The organism is Streptomyces iranensis (assembly GCF_017874715.1).
GTDB classification, from domain to species: Bacteria; Actinomycetota; Actinomycetes; order Streptomycetales; family Streptomycetaceae; genus Streptomyces; species Streptomyces iranensis.
In genome coordinates this window covers 396,145-419,015 of sequence record NZ_JAGGLR010000004.1, presented here as the reverse complement: position 1 = coordinate 419,015, position 22,871 = coordinate 396,145, and the positions used below count along the sequence as shown (strand labels likewise).

19 protein-coding genes are annotated in these 22,871 nt (G+C 70.1%); 13 read left to right on the top strand and 6 right to left on the bottom strand.

All coding sequences use genetic code 11. The features are described 5' to 3' along the window. The first annotated feature begins 132 nt into the window (after positions 1 to 132). From J2Z30_RS09815 to J2Z30_RS09805, 3 genes are all read left to right on the top strand, one after another. Positions 133 to 750 carry a DUF6230 family protein gene (locus J2Z30_RS09815; protein WP_020868364.1) on the top strand — a complete coding sequence of 206 codons (618 nt, stop codon included), beginning with the start codon at positions 133 to 135 and terminating at the stop codon, positions 748 to 750. 136 nt (positions 751 to 886) lie between these two features. Beyond that, complete coding sequence (locus J2Z30_RS09810) at positions 887 to 1,417, top strand: DUF6114 domain-containing protein (protein WP_044569836.1); 531 nt, start codon at positions 887 to 889, stop codon at positions 1,415 to 1,417. Further along, a complete protein-coding gene (locus J2Z30_RS09805; RefSeq protein ID WP_044569833.1) occupies positions 1,395 to 2,738 on the top strand; it encodes a hypothetical protein in 1,344 nt (447 codons plus the stop codon). The genes J2Z30_RS09810 and J2Z30_RS09805 overlap by 23 nt, the downstream gene beginning before the upstream one ends. A gap of 120 nt (positions 2,739 to 2,858) precedes the next feature. On the opposite strand, the gene pyk is transcribed toward J2Z30_RS09805, so the two are convergent. The 3 genes from pyk to pta form a co-directional block, all read right to left on the bottom strand. Then, complete coding sequence (gene pyk / locus J2Z30_RS09800) at positions 2,859 to 4,286, bottom strand: pyruvate kinase (RefSeq protein ID WP_044569831.1); 1,428 nt, start codon at positions 4,284 to 4,286, stop codon at positions 2,859 to 2,861. Positions 4,287 to 4,347: 61 nt separating this feature from the next. Further along, positions 4,348 to 5,493, bottom strand: coding sequence for an acetate kinase (locus J2Z30_RS09795; RefSeq protein WP_044569830.1), 1,146 nt, complete (start codon positions 5,491 to 5,493; stop codon positions 4,348 to 4,350). Further along, entirely contained in the window at positions 5,490 to 7,616 is a 2,127-nt protein-coding gene (gene pta / locus J2Z30_RS09790; protein WP_044569828.1) for a phosphate acetyltransferase, read from the bottom strand. Before pta ends, J2Z30_RS09795 begins: the two co-directional genes overlap by 4 nt. 209 nt (positions 7,617 to 7,825) lie before the next feature. Between pta and J2Z30_RS09785 the strand changes: the two genes are divergently transcribed. The 10 genes from J2Z30_RS09785 (at position 7,826) to J2Z30_RS09740 (ending at position 18,146) form a co-directional block, all read left to right on the top strand. Next, the gene (locus J2Z30_RS09785) at positions 7,826 to 8,851 is read left to right on the top strand and encodes a 6-phosphofructokinase (protein ID WP_044569825.1); all 1,026 of its coding nucleotides are present in this window, start codon (positions 7,826 to 7,828) and stop codon (positions 8,849 to 8,851) included. A gap of 53 nt (positions 8,852 to 8,904) precedes the next feature. Continuing rightward, positions 8,905 to 10,287: a hypothetical protein gene (locus J2Z30_RS09780; protein WP_044569822.1), complete on the top strand. Its 1,383-nt coding sequence runs from the start codon at positions 8,905 to 8,907 to the stop codon at positions 10,285 to 10,287. Then, on the top strand, positions 10,278 to 11,450 hold the full coding sequence (locus J2Z30_RS09775; protein ID WP_044569820.1) for a hypothetical protein: 1,173 nt from the start codon (positions 10,278 to 10,280) through the stop codon (positions 11,448 to 11,450). Before J2Z30_RS09780 ends, J2Z30_RS09775 begins: the two co-directional genes overlap by 10 nt. A gap of 49 nt (positions 11,451 to 11,499) precedes the next feature. Next, entirely contained in the window at positions 11,500 to 12,015 is a 516-nt protein-coding gene (locus tag J2Z30_RS09770) for an Lrp/AsnC family transcriptional regulator (protein ID WP_052701358.1), read from the top strand. Positions 12,016 to 12,228: 213 nt separating this feature from the next. Then, a complete protein-coding gene (locus tag J2Z30_RS09765; RefSeq protein WP_044569817.1) occupies positions 12,229 to 13,344 on the top strand; it encodes an aromatic ring-hydroxylating oxygenase subunit alpha in 1,116 nt (371 codons plus the stop codon). A gap of 25 nt (positions 13,345 to 13,369) precedes the next feature. Next, positions 13,370 to 13,567, top strand: coding sequence for a ferredoxin (locus tag J2Z30_RS09760; RefSeq protein ID WP_044569814.1), 198 nt, complete (start codon positions 13,370 to 13,372; stop codon positions 13,565 to 13,567). After that, positions 13,564 to 14,760, top strand: a complete 1,197-nt coding sequence (locus J2Z30_RS09755; RefSeq protein WP_044569812.1) for an NAD(P)/FAD-dependent oxidoreductase — start codon at positions 13,564 to 13,566, stop codon at positions 14,758 to 14,760. The genes J2Z30_RS09760 and J2Z30_RS09755 overlap by 4 nt, the downstream gene beginning before the upstream one ends. 35 nt (positions 14,761 to 14,795) lie before the next feature. Next, complete coding sequence (locus J2Z30_RS09750; RefSeq protein WP_209468627.1) at positions 14,796 to 16,304, top strand: APC family permease; 1,509 nt, start codon at positions 14,796 to 14,798, stop codon at positions 16,302 to 16,304. A gap of 14 nt (positions 16,305 to 16,318) precedes the next feature. After that, positions 16,319 to 17,083: an SDR family NAD(P)-dependent oxidoreductase gene (locus J2Z30_RS09745; protein WP_052701357.1), complete on the top strand. Its 765-nt coding sequence runs from the start codon at positions 16,319 to 16,321 to the stop codon at positions 17,081 to 17,083. Positions 17,084 to 17,117: 34 nt separating this feature from the next. Next, positions 17,118 to 18,146, top strand: a complete 1,029-nt coding sequence (locus J2Z30_RS09740) for an NAD(P)-dependent alcohol dehydrogenase (protein WP_044569807.1) — start codon at positions 17,118 to 17,120, stop codon at positions 18,144 to 18,146. Between the two features lie 52 nt (positions 18,147 to 18,198). Here the strand turns inward: J2Z30_RS09740 and J2Z30_RS09735 are convergent, their stop codons facing one another. The 3 genes from J2Z30_RS09735 to J2Z30_RS09725 form a co-directional block, all read right to left on the bottom strand. After that, entirely contained in the window at positions 18,199 to 19,011 is an 813-nt protein-coding gene (locus J2Z30_RS09735) for a carbohydrate ABC transporter permease (RefSeq protein ID WP_044581379.1), read from the bottom strand. A gap of 176 nt (positions 19,012 to 19,187) precedes the next feature. Further along, entirely contained in the window at positions 19,188 to 20,474 is a 1,287-nt protein-coding gene (locus tag J2Z30_RS09730; RefSeq protein ID WP_044569805.1) for an LCP family protein, read from the bottom strand. Between the two features lie 98 nt (positions 20,475 to 20,572). Then, positions 20,573 to 22,693, bottom strand: coding sequence for a bifunctional polysaccharide deacetylase/glycosyltransferase family 2 protein (locus J2Z30_RS09725; RefSeq protein WP_044569802.1), 2,121 nt, complete (start codon positions 22,691 to 22,693; stop codon positions 20,573 to 20,575). Positions 22,694 to 22,871: the final 178 nt, after the last annotated feature.

Below are 22,871 nucleotides of genomic sequence, written 5' to 3'. Positions count from 1 at the left end.
CGCCGGTGTTTCGGGTGCGGTGTGCGCCTGTGAGACGTGGGCGCTCTCCTTCCCGAGGACGTAGCACTTCTCCCATCCCAGGTCCGGGGCCCCGCCCCGGCCGGAGATGTACGTCCGAGAAGGAGGAAAGTCATGGAGTCCGTGGCTCGTGGCGGCACCAGATGGAAGCGGTTCGCCGTTGTCATGGTGCCGAGCGTTGCTGCCACGGCCGCGATCGGCGTCGCCCTGTCCCAGGGTGCGCTCGCGGCCTCGTTCAACGTGTCCGGTCAGCAGTTCAAGGTTTCGGTCGACCGGCTCGACGGCACCGGGTTCGCGCAGTACGGCGCGCTTGACACCCAGCACGGGGGCAAGAAGATCCCCGTAGCGGTGTCGGCGTTCAAGAGCGCGAAGCTCAAGGGCCTGTGCCAGTCCGTCGTGATCCCGGTTCCGGTCTTCGGCGATGTGTCGCTGAAGCTGACGGCCGGCAACGGCAGCAAGCAGGTTGAGGCCAAGAACCTCTTCATCGATCTGGATCAGCTCAACGCGGACGCCACGTTCCGTGGGATCGACATCGGTGTCGCGGCGGGTGACGCCCATAAGGGTCCCGGAATCAACAAGGGCGACGTGGCCGATCCCGGCTCGTTCGGCCAGCAGTCCGATTCCGCCACGCTGACCGGTGTGAAGCAGACCGCCTGGGCGACCAGCGCGGGCACGTTCAAGCTCTCCGGCCTTTCGATGAAGGTCAGCAAGGGCAAGAACGAGTGCTTCTGATCAGCTGAGCCAAGGGTGGGGGGCCGCGGTGCTGCCCCTCACCCGGGCATCGACCCGCAGCGGGTATGCGCCAGGCTAGTACCGCTGTAGAACAACCGCGATCACACCGATCGCCAGCCCCAGGGAGCTGTTTTCAATGAGTGCCGAGTCGCCGGGGGCGAGTGACCGTATCAGCCGTTGGCGGGGGTCCTTCAGGGCATGGCGCTGGCAGCGCCCGTTCTGGGCCGGGCTGTTGAGCCTGCTGGCGGGCGTACCGATCATGTACTTCCCGTACAACGACCTCAACGCCGGTGGATTCACCATCAACATGTCCACCACCGCCGGATCGGCCTCGCTGATCATCGGGGTGTTGTTGGTGGTCCTGGGCCTGACCATGTGGTTCCAGCCCATGGTGCGGGTGTTCGCCGGAGTCGCCACCATCCTGCTCGGTCTGGTGTCGATCCCCGTCTCGAACTTCGGCGGCTTCCTGATGGGATTCCTGCTCGCGCTGTTCGGCGGCGGCATGAGCATCTCCTGGGCACCCGGGGAGAATCCCTCCGCGCAGCCGGCCGCGGGGCCGGGAAACGCGTCGGAGGACGACGGGAACGGTGACAGCGTGCCGGAGCCGGCCGGGGCCGGGTCCGCGTCGGACCAGGAAGCCAGGAATGGGAGGCACCGTGCGGGGTGAAGACCGACCCGAGCAGCCGGAGGGAGTGAGCCCGCGCCGGGTCAGAACCGGCCCACGGCACGCGGCACCGAAGAAGTCGGTACTCACCCGCCTTCAGGTGCCCGCCGGCAAGGCCATAGCGCTGGCCGCCATGCCGACGGCCGTGCTGATGGGCATGGGGCTCACTCCGCAGCTCGCCTCGGCCAACCCCCGGCCCGAGGACCGCTACAAGCCCGGCCCGTGTGTGTCGCAGCCGGACGAGGCGGACAAGGACGACGCCAAGGGTGGCAAGGAGGCCCAGGGCGAGGACAAGGACTCCAAGGACGCCAAGGACTCCAAGGGTTCGTCCGAGAAGGGCTCCAAGGACGACTCCAAGGGCTCTGAGGAGTCCTCGGGCGGCCGGACCGGTTCCCGGGACGACAAGGCCGCTCCCACGCCGTCTCCGTCCAGTTCCTCCTCCGCTCCGTCGTCCGGCTCCGAGGACGAGAAGGAGTCGAAGGAGCCCTCGGCCTCGCCGAGCCCCTCCAAGTCCAAGAACCCGCTGGACCCGCTGGGCCTCGGGGACACGCTCCACGACGTCCTCACGCCCGACGAGAAGAGCGGGGACGACTCGGCCGAGCCGAGCACCTCGCCGAGCCCGTCCTCCAGCGCCGAGCCCAGCTCGTCGCCGTCCCCGTCCAAGTCCTCCGACAAGCTCACCGATCCGGTCAAGGACACGGTGGACAAGGTGGGCAAGGGCGTCAAGGACACCGTGGACGGGGTGGGCAAGACCGTCGACGACGCCAAGGACAAGGCGGACAAGGCGCTTCCGGGGCCCTCCGCGTCCGCCTCGAAGGACGCGGACGGCAAGGAGGCGTTCCCCTGCCCGAAGTTCGACGCCGACGCGTACGAGAACGCCGAGACGGACCCGACCTCGAGCCTGCTGCCCGAGGACCCCTGGACCCTCAAGAGCACGATGCTGAGCCTGCACGGCCTGGACTACAAGGGCATCGTGGAGGTCAAGACGCAGGGGGGCCAGATCAAGAAGGTCCTGAAGTTCACCGCCTCGGGCGTGGACATCAAGGACCTCCACCAGCTGGTGGTGGGTCCGGCCGGGACCACCACGCACGTGCAGGCGCGCGGGGGGTCCACCTCGACCATTCGCAACGGCACGGTGACCATGTACACCGAGGAGCTGAAGGGGAACCTGCTGGGGCTCATCCCGATCACCTTCAGCCCCAAGAGCCCGCCGCCGGTGAACATCCCCGAGGTGTTCTTCACCGATGTCACGGTCACCCAGGCCGGTCAGTTCGGTGGCGATCTCACCGTTCCGGGGATGCATCTGTTCAAGACCGGGGAGTGATCCCGCGACCCCAGCGACCCGTTCGGGAGCCGCACAGCCCCTCCATGAGGAGGGAAACGCCCGTGGGCACCGCCTCCATTCGGAGACGGTGCCCACGGTCGCGTCGCGGGGCGTTCGGCGCTACTTGCTCGCGCCGCCCAGGTGGTGCACCCGGACCATGTTGGTGGTGCCGGGGACGCCGGGGGGCGAACCGGCGGTCATGATCATGGTGTCGCCCTCGGAGTAGCGGCCCAGCTTCAGCAGCTCGGCGTCCACCAGGTCGACCATCGCGTCGGTGTGCTCGACATACGGCACCACGAAGGACTCCACGCCCCAGCTCAGCGTGAGCTGGTTGCGGGTGGACGCGTCGGTGGTGAAGGCCACGATCGGCTGCTGGGCGCGGTAGCGGGACAGCCGGCGGGCGGTGTCACCGGACTGGGTGAACGCCACCAGCGACTTGGCGCCCAGGAAGTCGGCGATCTCGCACGCCGCACGCGCCACCGAACCGCCCTGGGTGCGCGGCTTCTTGCCCGGCACCAGCGGCTGGAGACCGCGCGAGAGCAGCTCCTGCTCGGCGGCCTCGACGATCCGGGACATCACCTTGACCGTCTCGATCGGGTACGAGCCGACCGAGGACTCGGCGGAGAGCATCACCGCGTCGGCGCCGTCCAGGATCGCGTTGGCGACGTCGGACGCCTCGGCGCGGGTGGGCCGGGAGTTGGTGATCATCGACTCCATCATCTGGGTCGCGACGATCACCGGCTTGGCGTTGCGGCGGCAGAGCTCGATCAGCCGCTTCTGCACCATCGGGACCTTCTCCAGCGGATACTCCACCGCGAGGTCACCACGGGCCACCATCACCCCATCGAAGGCCGCGACGACGTCGGTCATGTTGGCGACCGCCTGCGGCTTCTCCACCTTGGCGATCACCGGCACCCGGCGGCCCACCTCGTCCATGATCCGGTGGACGTCCCGGACGTCGCCGGCGTCCCGGACGAAGGACAGGGCGACCATGTCGCAGCCCATCCGCAGGGCGAACTTCAGGTCCTCGATGTCCTTCTCGGACAGCGCGGGCACATTGACCGCCGCCCCCGGCAGGTTGATCCCCTTGTGGTCGGAGATCACCCCGCCCTCGATGACGATGGTCCGCACCCGCGGGCCCTCGACGGAGGTGACCCGCAGCTCGACATTGCCGTCGTTGATCAGGACCTGGTCGCCCTTGGAGACGTCGCCCGGCAGACCCTTGTAGGTGGTGCCGCAGATGGTCCGGTCACCGTCCACGTCCTCGGTGGTGATGATGAACTCGTCCCCGCGGACCAGCTCAACGGGTCCGTCCTTGAAGGTCTCCAGACGGATCTTGGGGCCCTGGAGGTCGGCGAGGACGCCGACCGCGTGCCCGGTCTCCTCGGATGCCTTGCGGACGCGGTGGTACCGCTCCTCGTGCTCCGGGTGGCTTCCGTGGCTCATGTTGAACCGGGCCACGTTCATCCCGGCCTCGATCAGGGACTTCAGCTGGTCGTAGGAGTCGACGGCGGGGCCCAGAGTGCAGACGATTTTGGAACGGCGCATGAGGCAGATCCTATCGGGTTTGTTTCGGAGCGGAATATTCAAGTCAAGGGCACAGCGGAGCCTAGGCGCTGACCAGGTCGAACGTCTGGCTGGCGATCTCCAGCTCCTCATCGGTGGGCACCACGGCCACCGCGACCCGGCTGGTCTCCGTGGAGATCAGCCGCGCCGTGGCGGAGCGCAGCGCGTTGCGGACGCCGTCCACCTCGATGCCGAACGCGGTGAGGCCGCGCATCGCCGCCTCCCGTACCGCCGCGGAGTTCTCCCCCACACCGGCGGTGAACGCGATGGCGTCCACCCGTCCCAGCACCGCGGTGTACGCGCCCACATACTTCCGCAGTCGGTGGATGTAGATGTCGAAGGCGAGCTGGGCGGCGTCGTCGCCCTCGCCCATCCGGCGGCCGATCTCGCGCATGTCGTTGTCCCCGCACAGCCCGGCCAGCCCGCTGCGCTTGTTGAGCAGCGTGTCGATCTCATCGGTCGACATACCGCCCACCCGGGACAGATGGAAGATCGCCGCCGGGTCGATGTCCCCGGACCGGGTACCCATCACCAGGCCCTCCAACGGGGTCAGCCCCATCGAGGTCTCCACGCATACACCGCCGCGCACCGCCGAGGCGCTGGCCCCGTTGCCCAGGTGCAGCACGATCGTGTTGACCTCCGCGGGCTCCTTGCCCAGCAGCTCCGCGGTGGCCCGGGAGACATACGCGTGCGAGGTGCCGTGGAAGCCGTAGCGCCGCACCCCCCAGCGGTCGGCGGTCGCCACGTCGATCGCGTAGCGCGCCGCCGCCTCCGGGATGGTGGAGTGGAACGCCGTGTCGAAGACCGCGACCTGCGGCAGGTCCGGGCGCAGTGAGCGGGCCACCTTGATCCCGGTGACATTGGCCGGGTTGTGCAGCGGGGCCAGCGGGATCAGCTTCTCGATCTCCTCGACCACCTCGTCGGTGATCAGGGTCGGCTCGGTGAACCGGGTGCCGCCGTGCACCACCCGGTGGCCGACCGCCGCCAGCTCGGGCGAGTCGAGGCCCAGGCCCTTGGCGGCCAGCTCGTCGGCCACCTGCTTGAGGGCCGCCGCGTGGTCGGCGACCGGGCCCTCACCGATCCGCTCCACGATGCCGGAGGCCGGACGGGATCCGTCGGCCATGTCCAGCAGCTGGTACTTCACGGACGAGGAGCCGGAGTTGAGGACGAGGACTCGGGAGCCGTTCACGCGGACTGCGCCTTCTGTGTCGGGGAGGTCGGGGAGGTGGCGGTTGCCGGGGACGTGGGGGACTGGGCCTGGATGGCGGTGATCGAGACCGTGTTGACGATGTCCTGCACGAGTGCCCCGCGGGACAGGTCGTTCACCGGCTTGCGCAGGCCCTGGAGCACCGGGCCGACCGCGACGGCGCCCGCCGAGCGCTGTACGGCCTTGTAGGTGTTGTTGCCGGTGTTCAGGTCCGGGAAGATCAGCACGGTGGCCTTGCCCGCCACCTCGGACTCGGGCAGCTTGGTCGCCGCCACCGCGGCGTCCACCGCCGCGTCGTACTGGATCGGGCCCTCGACCAGCAGATCCGGGCGGCGCTCGCGGACCAGCTCGGTCGCCTTGCGCACCTTGTCCACGTCCGCGCCGGAGCCCGAGGTGCCGGTGGAGTACGACAGCATCGCGATCCTCGGCTCCACCCCGAACCGGGCGGCCGTCGTCGCCGACTGGATGGCGATGTCAGCGAGCTGCTCGGCGCCCGGGTCGGGGTTGACCGCGCAGTCGCCGTACACCAGCACCCGGTCGGCCAGGCACATGAAGAAGACCGAGGAGACGATCTGGGCGCCCGGGGCGGTCTTGATGATCTCGAAGGCGGGCCGGATGGTGGCGGCGGTGGAGTGCACCGCGCCCGAGACCATGCCGTCGGCCAGCCCCTCCTGGACCATCAGGGTGCCGAAGTAGGAGACGTCGGCCACCACGTCGTACGCCAGCTCGTAGGAGACGCCCTTGTGGGCGCGCAGCTTCGCGTAGCCCTCCGCGAAGCGCTCCCGCAGCGGGGAGGTCTGCGGATCGATGATCTGCGCCTCGGCGAGCTGGATGCCGAGCTCGGCGGCGCGCTTTCGGATCGAGTCCTCCTCGCCCAGCAGTGTGAGATCGCACACATCGCGGCGGAGCAGTACGTCGGCGGCGCGCAGCACCCGCTCCTCCGCGCCCTCGGGCAGCACCACCCGGCGGCGGTGGGACCGGGACCGCTCGATCAGCTCGCGCTCGAACATCATCGGGGTCACCCGGCTGGAGCGGCCCACCGAGATGCGCTCGGTCAGCGCCGCGGTGTCCACATGCCGCTCGAAGAGGCCCAGCGCGGTCTCCGCCTTGCGCGGCGCGCTCGCCGTGAGCTTGCCCTCGACGGCGAACAGCTCGGCCGCCGTCGGGAAGGACCCGCCCGCCACCGACACCACCGGGGTCCCCGGGGCCAGCCGCGAGGCCAGCGCCAGGATGTCCGGACCCGGCCGCTCGTCCAGGGTGAGCAGCACCCCGGCGATCGGCGGGGCGCCCGCGCTGTGCGCGGCGAGCGCGCCGACGATCAGGTCCGCGCGGTCCCCGGGCGTCACCACCAGGCAGCCCTCGGTCAGCGCGGGCAGGAAGCTCGGCAGCATCGCGCCGCCGAAGACGAAGTCCCGCACATCCCGGGAGAGCCCGGTGTGATCGCCGAGCAGCACCTCGGCGCCCAGGGAGCGGACGATCTGGGAGACGGTGGGCGCCGACAGCGACCCGTCCTCGGGCAGCACATAGCTGGGGACCGGCAGCTTGGCGGCCAGCCGCTCGGCGATGGCCGCGCGGTCCCCGGGCGCCACCCGGTTGACGACCACCGCGACCACGTCGCAGCCCCGCCCCTCATAGGCGCGGTAGGCGTTGTGGGCCTCGGCGCCGGCCGACTCGGCGGTCTGCTTCTGCCCGCCGACCACCGTGATCACCGAGGCGCCGAACTCATTGGCCAGCCGTGCGTTCAGCCCCAGTTCGTCGGGGAGGCTGGTGGCCGCGTAGTCGCTGCCCAGCACCAGGACGTAGTCATACGCGTCGGCCACCTCGTGGAAGCGGCCGACCAGCTGCGAGACCAGCTCGTCGGTGCCCCGCTCGGCCTGGAGCGTGGCCGCGTCCTCGTAACGCATGCCGAAGACGGACTCCGGCGACTGGCTGAGCCGGTAGCGCGCCCGCAGCAGATCGAAGAGGCGGTCGGGGTCGTCGTGCACCAGGGGGCGGAAGACGCCGACCCGGTCGACGTGGCGGGTCAGGAGCTCCATGACTCCCAGCTCCACGACCTGGCGTCCGTCGCCACGCTCGACTCCGGTCACGTACACGCTGCGTGTCACGCGTGCTCTCCGTTCCTCTGGCGTTCGTCGGTGTTTTCGTCATGTGCGCCCATCGGACACAAATCGGCCACATTGACCGGCCCAGTCCTCTTGACAATACCTGCGACCGTGATTAAGGCGCTTGTCGCTGGGGGGATACAGCACCACCCCGCCCATGAAACAATCGGACTGGCTCACATCTACCCGTAGGGAGCAGGAGACACAGCACGATGCGCATCGGAGTTCTCACCGCAGGCGGCGACTGCCCCGGTCTCAACGCTGTGATCCGGTCGGTGGTGCACCGCGCGGTCGCCGGCCACGGAGACGAGGTGATCGGATTCGAGGACGGTTTCAAGGGGCTCCTCGACGGCCGTCACCGCAAGCTCGACCTCGACGCCGTCAGCGGCATCCTCGCCCGCGGCGGCACCATCCTCGGTTCCTCCCGCCTGGAGCGCGCCCGGCTGCGCGAGGCGTGCGAGACCTCGAAGGACCACGCCCGTGACTACGGGATAGACGTATTGATCCCGATCGGTGGCGAGGGCACCCTCACCGCGGCGCGGATGCTCTCCGACGCCGGGCTGCCGATCGTCGGCGTCCCCAAGACGATCGACAACGACATCTCCTCCACCGACCGAACCTTCGGCTTCGACACCGCCGTCGGCGTCGCCACCGAGGCCATGGACCGGCTGAAGACCACCGCCGAATCCCATCAGCGGGTGATGGTCGTCGAGGTCATGGGGCGCCACGCGGGCTGGATCGCGCTGGAGTCCGGGATGGCCGGCGGCGCCCACGGCATCTGCCTGCCGGAGCGGCCCTTCGAGGTCGACGGGCTGGTGAAGATGGTCGAGGAGCGATTCGCCCGCGGCAAGAAGTTCGCCGTCATCTGCGTCGCCGAGGGCGCGCACCCGGCCGAGGGCTCCATGGACTACCAGAAGGGCGAGATCGACCAGTACGGGCATGAGCGGTTCACCGGGATCGGCAACCGCCTCGCGGCCGAGCTGGAGCGGCGCCTGGGCAAGGAGGCCCGCCCGGTCATCCTGGGGCATGTGCAGCGCGGCGGCACGCCCACCGCGTACGACCGCGTGCTGGCCACCCGCTTCGGCTGGCACGCCGTCGAGGCGGCGCACCGGGGCGACTTCGGCATGATGACCGCGCTGCGCGGCACGGACATCACGATGGTGCCGATCGCCAACGCGGTCACCGAGCTCAAGACCGTGCCGGTGGACCGGATGGACGAGGCCGAGTCGGTCTTCTGACCCCGCCTGATCAAGGGGGAACTGGCCAGGGGATGTAAGGAGTTACGGGCGGGATGCGTGGTTTATGGGGCCGTGTGTGGCAGCGCCGCACGCCCCTTGTCGTACTGATGGCGGTCGTGGGGATCGCGGGGGCCGTCCTCGTGACCCGGGACAGCGGCGGCGGCCATCTCGCCGCCAACCGGGCCCAGTTGAGGAAGGCATGCGACGGCACCCTGCCGTACGGGGACCTCGAACGGCTGGTGCGTGACGAGCGGCCGGGCGAGCTCAGAGAGCACGGCACGATGCTCGCCCCCGGTCAGGAGAGCCGCTCGTTGCTGGACTGCTCGCTGTCGTGGGGCGACGGATACGGGGTCACGGTCCACGCCGAGGCGCTGGTTTCCGATGTGCCCGAGGCAGTCGAGACCCGGGACCTCCTCGAACCGGCCGGTGGCCGTGGCACCTTCGTGGCGCCGGGTACCACCGGCCAGTACGGGAAGCGGGGCGCCTGGCTGGTGGCCGACTGCCTGGGCGGGCTCGGCGGCCGGGTCAGGCCCACGACCGATCTGTATGTGACGGCCCGGGTGACGGACGGGACCGACGGCGGGGTCGGCGGGACTGACGGCACCGACTCGGCAGACGAGGCCGACGAGGCGGCGGCGGGGAACGGCAAGCCGGACCGCGCCACCGCGCTCCTCGGCTTCCGTACCGCCGTGCACGTGGCCAACGCCCTCACCAAGGCCCAGCACTGCGGCTCCGGCCCGCTCACGACGCCGACCGCCGTGGTGGACACGGACGAGACCCATGGCGCGCCCGGTCAGGGACTGCGCAAATGCGAGTGGATCGACGGCTCCTCGCTCCCCGGTGTCGCCTCCGGCTCCTGGACCACCCTCGGCGATCTCCAGGAGTCCACCGGCCTGAGCGCCTGCGCCGGGGAGTGGGACGCGGAGAAGAACGCCGGTGAGCGCCCGCGCCCGAAGCAGTGGCAGGTCACCGAGGTCGAGGCGGCCAGCTGGTCGGGGATCCTCGGCCGGTCGGCGTACGACTCCTACGAACGCGAGGGCCATGTGCCCGGGTGGGGAGCGGAGGACGACAAGCGCCCCTCCGAGGCCGGTTCCGAGACGGACTCCGAGGCCGGTTCCGAGACGGACTCCGAGACGGACGCGGGCGCTGACACCCGGCAGGACGACCGCGTCTCCTCCTACGCCGGACGGCCCCAACTCGCCCTGTGGGCCCGGTCGGTGTGCGGCGGCCGCACCACCTACCACCGGGTCGCCGTCCTCCCCGAGATCCGGCTCGAGGACGGTGAGACGGCCGTCATCGGTGGCAAGGACCGCGCCAGGCTCTCCACCGCCGCGCGTACGGTCCTGGACCGCTATCTCGACGCCGACGACGGCTGGCCCGCGTCCGCGAAGTGCCACGGCACCAAGGTGCTCGGGGAGGTGGAGCAGTGGCACTGACCCGACCCACACTCACCCGGCGGCAGATCCGCGCCCTGGTGGCCGTCGCGGTGGCGCTGGCCGCCCTCACCGGAGCGTTCGTCTGGTTCGCGGGCAGCGAGGACCGGGCGCTGGAAGGGGCCTGCGACGGGGTGCTGCCGATCGGCGAGGTCCGCGCGGTGCTCGGCGACGACGCCGAACTGGACGTCACGAACCGCACCGAGGGCTCCTTCGGCAAGACGGCCGCCAAGAGCGGAGAGGGCGACGAGAACGGCACCGAGCGGGCCAACTCCCTCTCCGCCCACTGCCGGATCACCGCCGAGGACACCGGCCACATCGCCGTCTCCATCGCGGGCTCGCCCCGCCCCCGCGCCGAGTACGGATACGACGACCTCTACGCCGCCGTACCCGCCCGCCGCACGCTCCCCGTCCCCCTCGGCCACGGCTGGTCCGGCCTGTTCGCCACCGACACCGCACGGCTGGACGACGCCGAGGACGGCACGGCCACCACCGCCGTGCTGCTCGACTGCGCCCGGCGCGGCGAGAGTCTGCTGATCACCGTCGAGACCGCGCTGCGCGGCCGCACCACCCTCGACGACCCCGCCGTCCGCCCCGACTTCGTCCGCACCGCCACCGCGACCGCCGAGGCGGCCAACGACCACTGGGGCTGCGGCGCGCGCCTGGGCAAGCCGGTCCGCACCGTCGGCCTGCCGGTGAACGAGGACGAGTACGAACCGCTGCTCGGCGCCAAGGGCACCTGCGCGGCCGTCCCCACCGCCTCCCGCTCCGCCGTCTCCACCGCCCGCGAGACCGCCCGCGACCGCGCACCGCGCGAGGCTTGCGTCCTCGGCACCCGGGACGGCTCACCGCTCTACCGGCTGGAGGCGTACTACGGCCCCTACGCGGAGGACGCCCGCTCCCAGTACACCCGGGACTACGACTACGAGAACGTGACCCCCGCCGAGAAGCCCGCCGGGCGGCTCGGCCGGAGCGCCTACTGGGCCGGTGCCACCTGCCCGCGCGGCGCCGAGTCCGCCCTCTACCTCATCCGCGCCGACGCCGCCGACGGCGAGACCCGCCGCCGCCCCGACCTCGCCTACGAACGCGCCGCCCTGGCGGCTTTCGCCGCCGCCTCGGCCGAACACCACGGCTGCGCGGCGCCGACGTTGCCGGAGGGCGGGTGAGGCGTCCGGGGCCCGCGGAGGTCCGGGGGAGCGCGGCTATGCTGAGCCAATGAGCACGACGGGTGACGATCGTACGAAGGGGCCGGAGCAGGAACCGGGCGGCGAGGCGGCCGGGCCGGACAGGCCGCTCGACGAGCTCGACCACGCGATCGTGGGGCTGCTCCAGCAGGACGGCCGGATGGCGTACCGGCAGATCGCGCGGGAGCTCGACGTCTCCGAGGGGACCGTACGCTTCCGGGTCAATCGGCTTCAGACCTCGGGCGTGCTGACCGTGATCGCCATCGCCGATCCCCACCGGATGGGTTACCAGGTGCTGGCGTTCAGCCTGCTGTCGGTCGACCTCGACCGGCAGAAGGAAGTGGTCGACACGCTCGCGGAATGGGACGAGATCACCTACATCTCGTCGTGCACGGGCCGTGCGGACCTGTATGTCCAGCTCGTCTGCCGCGATCACGACCACATGTGGCATCTGCTCTATGAGCGCCTTCCGGCCGTGGAGGGCGTCACCAAGGCGGAGACCTTCATGGAGCTCAAGATGCACAAGGTGTCGTACGGGTACCGCTGACCGCCCCTGACCCACCGCCCACGAACCACCCCACGCCCCACCCGAGCCCCTGCGCCCGCGCGCAGGGGCTTTACGCATTGCGTGAGCGCCAAGGGTTGACTATGCGCAAAATCGAACGCACTGTGTTACGCAAGCAGCGATCAGAGCAGGTATCTGCTGCTGTTCGCGTAAAGCGGCTTGCGCAATCCATGATGTGAAGGGACTGACGGCCCCATGGCGCTGCTCGATGACATCCGGACCAGGTACGGACTGCCGTCCGACCAGGAGATCCTCAGGGGTCTGGAACGAGGCGAAACCCTGCCCGCGGAGTTCTACTTCGCCCCCGAGATCCAGGATCTGGAGCAGGAGAGGATCTTCTCCAAGTCCTGGCAGTACGCCTGCCACGAGTCCAAGGTGGCCAAGCCCGGCGACTACGCCGTGACCACGGCGGGCAACATCCCGATCATCATCACCCACGGCCGTGACGGGGAGGTCCGCGGCTTTGTCAACGTGTGCCGCCACCGGCTGCACGCCATCGCCACGGAAGACGGCAACAAGCCGCTGTTGCAGTGCCCGTACCACGGCTGGACCTACGGTCTCGACGGCCGGCTGACCTCCGCGCCGAGGTCGGAGCGGGAGTCCGGGTTCGACTGCTCCTCGCGTTCGCTGATCCCGGTCGCGGTCGAGCGCTGGGACCAATGGATCTTCGTCAATCCCGACACCGGGGCGACGCCGCTCGCGGAGGTCACCCGCGACATCCGCGCCAGGACCGACGAGCTCAACACCGACCTCAGGGAGTACGAGTTCCAGGTCAGGTACGAGTACACGATGGACTGCAACTGGAAGGTGTGGGCGGAGAACGCGGTGGAGTGCTACCACTGTCCGACCCTGCACCGGAGCAGCTTCGGCAGGACCTACGACACCGGCCCGGACGACTACTCGGTGGCCGCCCAGGACCGCGATCGGACCATCTGGAACAGCGGCCCCATCAAGTGGCTCCCCGGCGATGCCGAGCCGGAGCGGCTGAAGGGATTCCGGTTCGCCTTCACCTTCCCGTCCTCGTTCTTCGCCCTCGACGACTACGTCGGATTCGTCGGTAGCGTGCTGCCGCTGTCCCCGGAGCGGTGCTGGGCCTTCGTCGACATGTACGCCAAGCCCGGCGCGGACGAGGACATCGTCAAGGCATGGCTGGAGATGTGGGACCAGACCCTCGTCGAGGACAAGCGGGCCACCGACTGTCAGCAGATCGGCTACCGGTCCGCCCGGGTGCGCAACGGCCGGCTGATGCTCGACAGCGAACACCCCCTGCGCGCCTTCATGAAGGCGACGTTCACCGCGCTCTCGGCATGAGGACGCCCGGCGAAGGGAGCGGATCATGAGCAGAATCGACGTCGACCCACATGTGTGCCAGGGCTACGCAAACTGCGTGGTCACCGCGCCGGAGCTGCTGGACCTGGGCGACGACGGCAAGGTGGACATCCTCCGGGCCGAGGTCCACGGGGCCGACCTGGCGACGGCCGAGGACGCGGTGCGGGCCTGCCCCGTCGCCGCGCTTCGGCTGGAGAACCGATGACGTCCCGGCGCGTCGTCGTCGTGGGCGCGTCACTGGCCGGGGCGACCGTGGCCCGGACACTGCGGAGCAACGGTTTCACCGGGGAGGTGACGCTGGCCGGCGCCGAAGGCCACCGGCCCTACGACCGGCCGCCGCTGTCGAAGCAGGTGCTCACGGACGAGACCCGGACCGAGTTCCGTCCCGCCGGCCCCGGCGACCTCGACGACCTGGACATCACCTGGCGGCCGGGCGCCACCGCGACGGGCGTCGATCTGCCCCGCCGTGCCGTCACCCTCGACTCCGGAGCCTCGATCGGCTTCGACGACCTGGTCATCGCCACCGGGGCCCGCCCGCTGCAGCCGTTCGCGGACCCGCCGGACGGTGTCGTGTGCCTGCGCACGCTCGACGAGGCGATGGCACTGCGGGCGGCGATGCGGAAGTCCACGCGTCTGGCCGTCATCGGCGGCGGCTTCATCGGGCTCGAAGTGGCCTCCGCCGCACGCTCGATCGGCCTGGACGTGGTCGTGGTGGAAGCGGCGCGGACGGTCCTGTCCCGCGGTCTGGTCCCGGAGGCGGGCGAGGTTCTCGCGACCATCGCCCGCGACAGCGGGGTGACGGTCCGCTGTGGACGCCAGGTGGTGGGCTTCGCCGGCGCCGAGCGGGTCGAGGGGGTGGTACTCGACGGGGGCGACATCGAGCCCTGTGACCTCGTCGTCGTGGGAGTCGGCGCCGTGCCCAATGTCGAATGGCTCGCCGGATCCGGCATCGAGGCGACGCGGCGGGGTGTCCTGTGCGACGCCTCGGGACGTGCCGCCCACCAGGCCGAGGGGGTATGGGCGGTGGGCGACGCGGCGTGCTGGCAAGGGCCCGACCTGGAGCACCGCCGGTACGAGAACTGGACCTCGGCGTCGGAACAGGCCCGGGTCGTGGCCGCCAACATCGCCGACAACGGAAGCCGCACGGTGCGCTCGGCGCCGTACGTCTGGTCCGACCAGTTCGGCAGGCGGCTCCATGTGATCGGCGAGACGCTCGACCACGACGCGGTCCGATTCGTCTGCTCCGAGCCGGACGATCTCGCCGTCCTCTACGCGAGGGAGGGGGCCCTGGTCGGCGCATGCGTCATCGACCGGGCGCGACTGGCACTGCGATGCCGCACCTGGGTGGCGCGTGCCACCCCCCTGCACGACATCCCCCCATGGCAGGACGCCGCGTAGCGGCACCGTTCTTCCGCCTTACGAGAGGCACTTCCATGGCATCGTCCGAATCAAGCCCGCACAGCGCGGCGAATACGATGCGCCACGCGCTCACCTGGCGTGACGGAGTCATCTTCGCGCTGAACCTGCCCATCGGGCTCTTCCTCACCCTCGGCTACACCGTCGGCGCGATCGGCGGCCTCACCGCCATCTGCATCTGGGCGGCGGCCTGCGTACTGGCCTATCTGCAGAACAACCTGTTCGCCGAGATGGCGGGCATGTTCCCGGACAGGTCCGGCGGAATCTCGGTCTACGCCTACGAAGGCTGGAAACGGCACTTCGCCCCCCTGGGCGCGATCGCCGCGTTCGGCTACTGGATGGGCTGGTCGCTTTCCCTGTCGGTGGAAGGCGTGGCCCTCGGCAAACTGATGCAGCAGGCCTTCTTCCCGCATGTGACGTTCGCGCTCCCGCTCCCCACCGGGCATGAGCTCAGCTTCGAATATCTGATCGCGATCGCCGCCATCTTCTCCGCCTGGGCGCTGAACTACTTCGGCGTCAAGGTCGCCGCCGGAGTAGCCAAGATCACTGGTGGACTGCTGGTCATCGGCCTGATCGTGCTCATCGCGGGGCCTCTGCTCTCCTCGGGAGCCGACTTCGACCCGGCACGGCTGTCCTGGACCGGATCGAGTTCTCCCTTCGGCTGGCGCGAGATCACCGTGTGGTTCTACATCACCGCGTGGACCACCTACGGCAGCGAACTGTGCGCCGGATTCGCCCCGGAGTACAAGAACCCCGTCAAGGACACCGCGAAGGCGCTGCGCGTCTCCGGACTGCTCATCCTGGGGCTGTACATCGTCCTGCCGTACATGGTGGTCGGCACGATCGGTGAACACACCGTCGGGCTCAATCCGGTCGGCTACATCGGCATCGCGTTCCATCACATCCTCGGCGGCTACGCGTGGCTGGGCCAGATCCCGGTCATGGCGGCGTTCGTCATCGCGATGATGACCGCCACCGCCGACGGCGGGCGCTCACTGTACGGAATCTCCCGCTCCGGCGGAACGATCCGCCAGCTCGGCGTCCTCAACAGGTACGGCGTGCCGGGGCGCGCACTGACCACCGACATGCTCATCAACGTGCTGATCCTGCTGATCCTCGGTGAGCCGATCGCGATCCTGCTGGCCAGCAACCTCGGCTATCTCTCCGCCGCCACACTGGCCGTCGGCGCGTTCGTCCTGCTGCGCCGCGATCGGCCCGGCCTTCCGAGACCGATCCGGCTCACACCGGTCTGGATTCCCATCGCCTGCGCACTGTTCGTGCTGAACGTCTTCGTGATCGTCATCGGAACCGCCAGCCCCCAGCTGACCGGCTACGGCGGACCGCTCGAGACAGTCGCCGGCGTAGGAATCCTGATGTTCGCCTGCGTGCTCTGGTGGTACCGCCAGCGCGTCCAGGACAAGACCCGCATCCAGTGGCGGATACGCGACTCCGACGGCGCCGCGCCGGATCAGCCGGATCGACCGGATCAGCCCCGGCCCCGCCACGACGTCACCACCACCGACTGACCAGGAGGATGAATATGTCTCTCGACGACCGCGTCACCGTAGTCACCGGGGCGAGCCAGGGAATCGGACAGGGAGTCGCCCTGCGCATGGCCCGGACCGGATCACGGATCGCCATCCTGGACCGGCAGCCGGCCGAGGAAACCACCGAACTCCTCACTCAGCAGGGAGCCGACTGGTGGCAGTACGAGGTCGACATCGCCGAGGCAGGACAGGTGGCCGAGGCGTTCAGCCGGATGGAGAACGAGTTCGGCGTTCCGTACGCGCTGGTCAACGCGGCGGGAGTCTTCGCCGACAAGCCGTTCCTCGACACACCCGTGGAGGTGTGGGACCGGGTCCTCGCGGTCAACGCCCGTGGCGCGTTCCTCACCTGCCAGGAAGCCGGACGCCGCATGAGGGACCACGGTGGCGGCCGTATCGTCAACATCCTCTCCACGGCGGCGGCCCAGGGCTTCGCCCAGGAGACCGCCTACTGCGCGTCGAAGGGCGCCGCGCTGCTGCTGACCCGTACGCTGGCCGTCGAGTTCGCGCAGTACGGCATCACCGTCAACGGAGTCGGGCCCGGGACCGTCGAGACCCCCATGGGCGGCGACTACCTCGGCGACGGTCCCATCGCCGGACACGAGCTCGCCCGGACCCCGCTGGGCCGCTTCGGGCAGCCCGCGGACATCGCCGAGGCGGTCGCGTTCTTCATCGGCGGTGCCACCTGGGTGACGGGGCAGGCGTTGTACGTCGACGGCGGATTCCTGGCCGCCGGACTGCCGCTGCTCAAGGGCATGTGAACGAGGCGATGTCTGCGCGAAGGAGTACGGAAAGATGAAAGCGGTACGCGTACACGCATACGGTGAGCCGGCCCGGATCGAGTCCGTTCCCGACCCCGTGGTCAGGGGTCCGCTGGAGGTGCTGGTCGAGATCAACGCGGCCGGTGTCTGCCGCACCGATCTGCACATCCTCGAAGGACAGTGGGCGGACAAGAGCGGGGTGACCCTGCCCTACACCATCGGCCACGAGAACGCGGGCACGGTACGCGAGGTCGGCTCCGCCGTCTCGGGAGTCCGGCCCGGTGACAAGGTGATCCTGCATCCGCTGGTCACCTGCGGACTGTGCCGGCCGTGCCGGTCCGGCGACGACGTGCACTGCGAGAACTCGTCGTTCCCCGGCATCGACACCGACGGTGGCATGGCCGAGCTGATGCTGACCAACGCCCGCTCGGTGGTCCGGCTCAGCGAGCAGCTCGCGCCCGCCGATGTCGCCGCCCTGGCCGACGCCGGCCTGACCGCCTACCACGCGGTGCGCAAGGCCGTACCGTCGCTGTACCCCGGAACCCATGCCGTCGTGATCGGCGCGGGCGGCCTCGGCCATATCGGACTCCAGGCGCTGCTGGCCCTGACCCCGGCGCGGACCATCGTCGTCGACAGGTCACCCGAAGTGCTGCGGCTGGCCGGTGAACTGGGCGCGCATCACACGGTCCACGCGGACGGCTCCCAGGTCGACGCGGTCCGCGACCTCACCCGCGGCGCGGGCGCCCAGGTGGTCCTGGACTTCGTGGGCGAGCACGGAACGGAATCCGACGGTATCGCGATGACCCGCGACGCCGGTTCCTACTTCGTGATCGGTTACGGGGGCAGGGTCGACGTGCCGACCATCGACATCATCTCCCGCGAGATCAACGTGATCGGCAACCTCGTCGGCTCCTACAACGACCTCGACGAGCTGATGACCCTGACCGCACAGGGCAAGGTCGCACTGCGCACCCGCACCTACCCCCTGGACGCGGCCCTCGACGCCCTCGCCGACCTCGACGCCAACCGCATCCCCGGAGGACGGGCCATCCTCGTCCCCTGAACGCTCCGGGGAACGTCCCGATGCGGCCACCGGCCGAACCGCGGCGGCGCCGTCATCCCTTGACGGCGCCGCCCAGGGCGAAGCCGCCGCCCAGACGGCGGGAGATCAGGATGTAGAGCAGGAGCACGGGCGTGGAGTAGAGGATCGAGAAGGCGGCCAGCTGGCCGTAGACGACCTGGCCGTAGTTGCCGAAGAAGGTGAAGATCGAGACGGACGCGGGGAGTTGTTCGGGGGAGAGCAGCAGCATGAAGGGGACGAAGAAGTTGCCCCACATCATGATGAAGCTGTAGATCATCACGACCGTGATGCCCGGCCCCATCAGCGGCAGGATCACCCGGGTCAGGCTCTGCAGCCAGGACGCGCCGTCGGTCCACGCGGCCTCCTCCAGGATCACCGGCACGCCGTCCATGAAGTTCTTCATCAGCCAGATCGCGAACGGGAGTTGGGAGGCGGCGAGGAAGAGGGCCGTGCCGGACATGGTGTCGATGAGGTCCACCTGGACGAAGAGTCCATAGACCGGAACCATGATCGCGGTGATCGGCAGACAGGTGGTGAAGAGCACCGTCAGCAGATACGGGCGCACGACGCGGGAGCGGAAGCGGGAGAGGGGATAGGCGGCGAGGGCCGCGCAGGCGACGGTCAGGACGGTGGCGCCGCCGCACAGGAGCAGGCTGTTGAGCATCGGTGTGAAGGTGATCTCGTCCGTCCACACCGCCGAGAAGTTGTCCATCGTGGGCGAGCCGGGCGCCGAGACCCGCAGGGTGGCATCGTTGTCGATCGAGGCCAGGACCAGCCAGGCGAGCGGAAGCAGGAACGCGGCGGCGATGAGCAGCAGCGCGGCGTCGGCGGCCAGCCGGCGGCGCAGCCGCGGGGACCACCGGGGGCCGGTACGGCTCTTGACGGAGCGGGGCCAGGGGCGGGCGGTGCGGGCGGAGAGCGCGGACAACCTCGGACCTCCTCGCGCGCTTGCGAGCGCAGTCGATCAGCGTGCGTCCATGAAACCCGTTGCCGCTCGCGTTGGGGAAGACGCGTGCGCGGTCCTTACGGCGCCGGTGGGGCCGCGGTCACCGGCTGGTCGTTCCGCAACTGGTCGAAGAGGCGCCGCGCCTGCGTCACGTTCCACTGCACCGCGCTGCCCTTGGAGGTCCGGAGGTTGGTGTCGGACACCGGGACGTTGAGCTGCTTGCCGTTGCCCGAGGTGACGCCCTTCACCGCCTCGAACAGGGACATCAGGGTCGGCAGGCCCATGTCCTTGTCCACGATCAGCGTGTCCAGACCCGCGCGCACGGTCGGGAAGGCCGCGAACGGGTTGGCCAGGACGCCCGGTGTGGCGGCCTTGGCCGCGAGCGCGGTCAGGAACTTCTGCTGGTTCTGGGTGCGGCCCAGGTCGCCCTTGGCCTCCTGCTTGCGCTGGCGGACGAACGCGAGCGCCTTGGCGCCGTCGAGGGTGTGGCAGCCCCTCTTCAGGTCCAGCCCGGACTTGGGGTCCTTGATGTCTCGGTCCACACACATCCGTACCCCGCCGACCGCGTCCACGACGTCCACGAACCCGGAGAAGCCGATCTCCGCGTAGTGGTCGATGCGCAGTCCCGTGTTGCGCTCGATGGTCGAGACGAGCAGATCGGGGCCGCCCATCGAATAGGCCGCGTTCAGCTTGTTCTGGGACGGGTTGTAGCGCCTGCCGGTCTCGGGGCGGACGAAACCGGGGATGTTCACCCAGGAGTCGCGCGGCAGGCTCATCATCGTGGTGCCGCTTGCGCCGGTGTGCAGGACCATCATCGAGTCGGTGCGGCGGCCCTCGGCCGAGCCGGTGCGCAGGCTCTTCCTGGCGTCCTCGGAGAGGCCCTCCCGGCTGTCGGAGCCCACGATGAGGTAGTTGGTGCCCTTGCCGGGCGGGGGGCGGTCCGGTGCCCTGCCGAGGTCGACCTCGCGGTTGAGCTGGGTGTCGGCCCAGACGTAGGCGCCGCCGGAGGCGAGGAGCAGCGCGGAGACCGCCACGATGGCCAGCCGGACGATCCGGCGGCGCCGGCTGAGCGGCTCCTTGGGGGCGCGGCGCCGGACGGTGGGGGTGGGCACGGGCGTGGGTACGGGCTCGAGGGTGCTGGTCTCGTCGCCCGTCCGGTAGGGGGCCGGTTTGGTGGGCACGCCATGGGGCGCGGGGACGCCCGGTGGCGCGGATGGCCCCTGCGCGGGGATGCCCTGGGCGCCCGCTGCGGGCATGCCCTGGCCCCCCTGCACGGGGATGCTCTGCGTGTCCGCCGTGGAGATGTCCCAGGCCCGCGCCGACGGCCGGTCCCCGGCGGCCCACCCGTCCAACCGATCGCTCATGGACGGCAGTCTGCCGAGCGGCCGGCGGCGCCCGCCGTCCGTTCATAGAGGTATGACAACTTCGGTGCCGCGTTGAACGCGGACCGGGTCGCCATACGTCACCTCGACGTCAGGCTCCGGTGCCCGGGTGCCTCGCCGAGCGCCTGGGCGGCCGTCCCGGAGCGCTGGATGCGGTGCCACCGCAGCCGCGTCCCGAGCAGGAGGGCGACCACGGACTGGATGACCACCAGATACATCAGCTGCCGGTAGACGAAGAGCTGGAACGGCAGGGACCACAGCGCCCGCATCCGCTCCCCGTCCAGCCGCAGCGCGTATCCGGCGCAGACCACCTGGATGGTGAGATAGCCGAACCACACCCCGGCCGCCTCCGCCGGGTCGAGGAAGAGCGCGCCGTACAGCGCGAAGAGGTCGATCACGGGTGCCAGCAGCGGCAGCAGCACCTGGAAGAGCGTGAGATAGCTGAGTCCCCGGCGGCCGAACCGCCCCACCGAGCCCAGCGAGGTCATCGCGCGGCGGTGCTTCCACATGGCCTGGAGCGTGCCGTACCCCCAGCGGTACCGCTGCCGCCACAACTGGCGCAGCGAGGTGGGCACCTCGGTCCAGGCGACGGCGGTCTCCTCGTACACCACCCGCCAGCCCGCCCGCCACAGCGCCATGGTGAGGTCGGTGTCCTCGGCGAGGGTGTCCTCGCTGACGCCGCCGACGCCCATCACCGCGTCCCGCCGGAAGGCCCCGATGGCGCCGGGCACGGTCGGCATGCACTCCAGTACCTCGAACATCCGCCGGTCGAGGTTGAATCCGAAGACGTACTCCAGGTGCTGCCACCGGCCCAGCAGACTGCGCCGGTTGCCCACCTTGGTGTTGCCGCTGACCGCGCCGATGGCCGGGTGGGCGAGCGGCTGGATGAGCTGGTGGATGGCGTCCGGTTCGAAGACGGTGTCGGCGTCGACCATGACCACGATGTCGTGCTTGGTGTGCGCCAGACCGGTGTTGAGGGCGGCCGCCTTGCCCGCGTTGGGCTGCCGGACCACCAGCACCCGGCGGTCCCTGACGCTCGCGGCGATATCGGCCGTACGGTCCGTCGAGCCGTCGTCGATCACCACGACTTGCAGCCGCTGATGGGTGGAGGCGAGCAGCGAGCGGATGGTGGCCTCGATGCCCGCCTCCTCGTTGTACGCGGGGATCAGCACTGTCACCGGCTCGTTGACCTGCTTCCCGGGCCGGAAGCGGGTGAGCCGCCGGACATGGGTGCGGGCGAACACCACCAGCATCAGCAGCCGCAGCACCCCCAGCGCCCCCGCGATCCCCAGCACCCATGCCATGGTGGACACGAAGCCCCGGCCGATGGCCGCGACCCAGATCAGCGCCTTGCCCTCCCAGCGCTCCAGGCCGGAGACCGGGACGTCGACCGGGGGCACGCCGAGCCCGCCGGTCACGGTGGTGAACTTCTTGGCCCGCGGGTCCTTGAGCAGCCTCTCCGTCTCCTGGTACGCGGTGTCCGTCTGGCTGAGCTGCCGGATCATCCCCTGCGAGGGCTTCGTGCCCGACCGGTCGGCGGCCACCAGCGCATAGCCCTCCGCCGCCACGCGCCGCGCCGCCTGCCACTCGTCGCCGCACAGCGTGTCCACATCGGTGGTCAGCGGCAGCCGCAGCAGCCTCGGCTGGACCCCCACGGAGCCCGCCAGCGCCGACTCGGTCAGGGACAGCTCCATCCGGGAGCGGCTGGAGGACGCCGTGCCCATGTCGGCGCCGGTGTAGGTGTTCGACCCGATCTCATGGCCCTCGGCGCGGATCCGGCGTACGAGGCCGGGGTACTGGGCCGCCTTGGCGCCGGAGACGAAGAACGTGGCCCGCGCGTCGTACCGGCGCAACAGGTCCAGCAGACGCGGCGTCTGGACGGGGTCCGGCCCGCCGTCGTAGGTCAGCGCCACCGTCCCGGCGGGCATCCCCACGGTCCGCACCCGGCCCCCGTTGATCTGCACCACCGGCCCGCCGTCGGCCAGCGCCCGGGGCACCGGACTGGTGCAGGGCCGCCGCGCCTTCGCCGCGTCGACCTCGTGGTTGGTCCAGCCCTGGAACATCAGCAGGCCGAACATGGCGGGAAGGACGAGGAGAAGGAGCAGCCAGTGCGCGCGCGGATCACGGGACCGCTTGTGCCGACCTCCCCGGGACGGGTGGTTTGGTTCCTGGCGTTTTTTCGACCGGTTGCCCTCAAACATGGTTGGTCGCACCGTAGTTGCCGGGTGCGCGGCGGATCCGGTGAAGCAGCGGGAATGGATAAGAATTCCCGGGACGCTCCCCGCCGCGTGGCCGGATCGCGTAGTGGGCATGCGGAAGGCCCGCCTCCGCGGGTCGGCTCCGCTCGGCAGACGCGTAGCTCAACCGGGGTTCTCGATC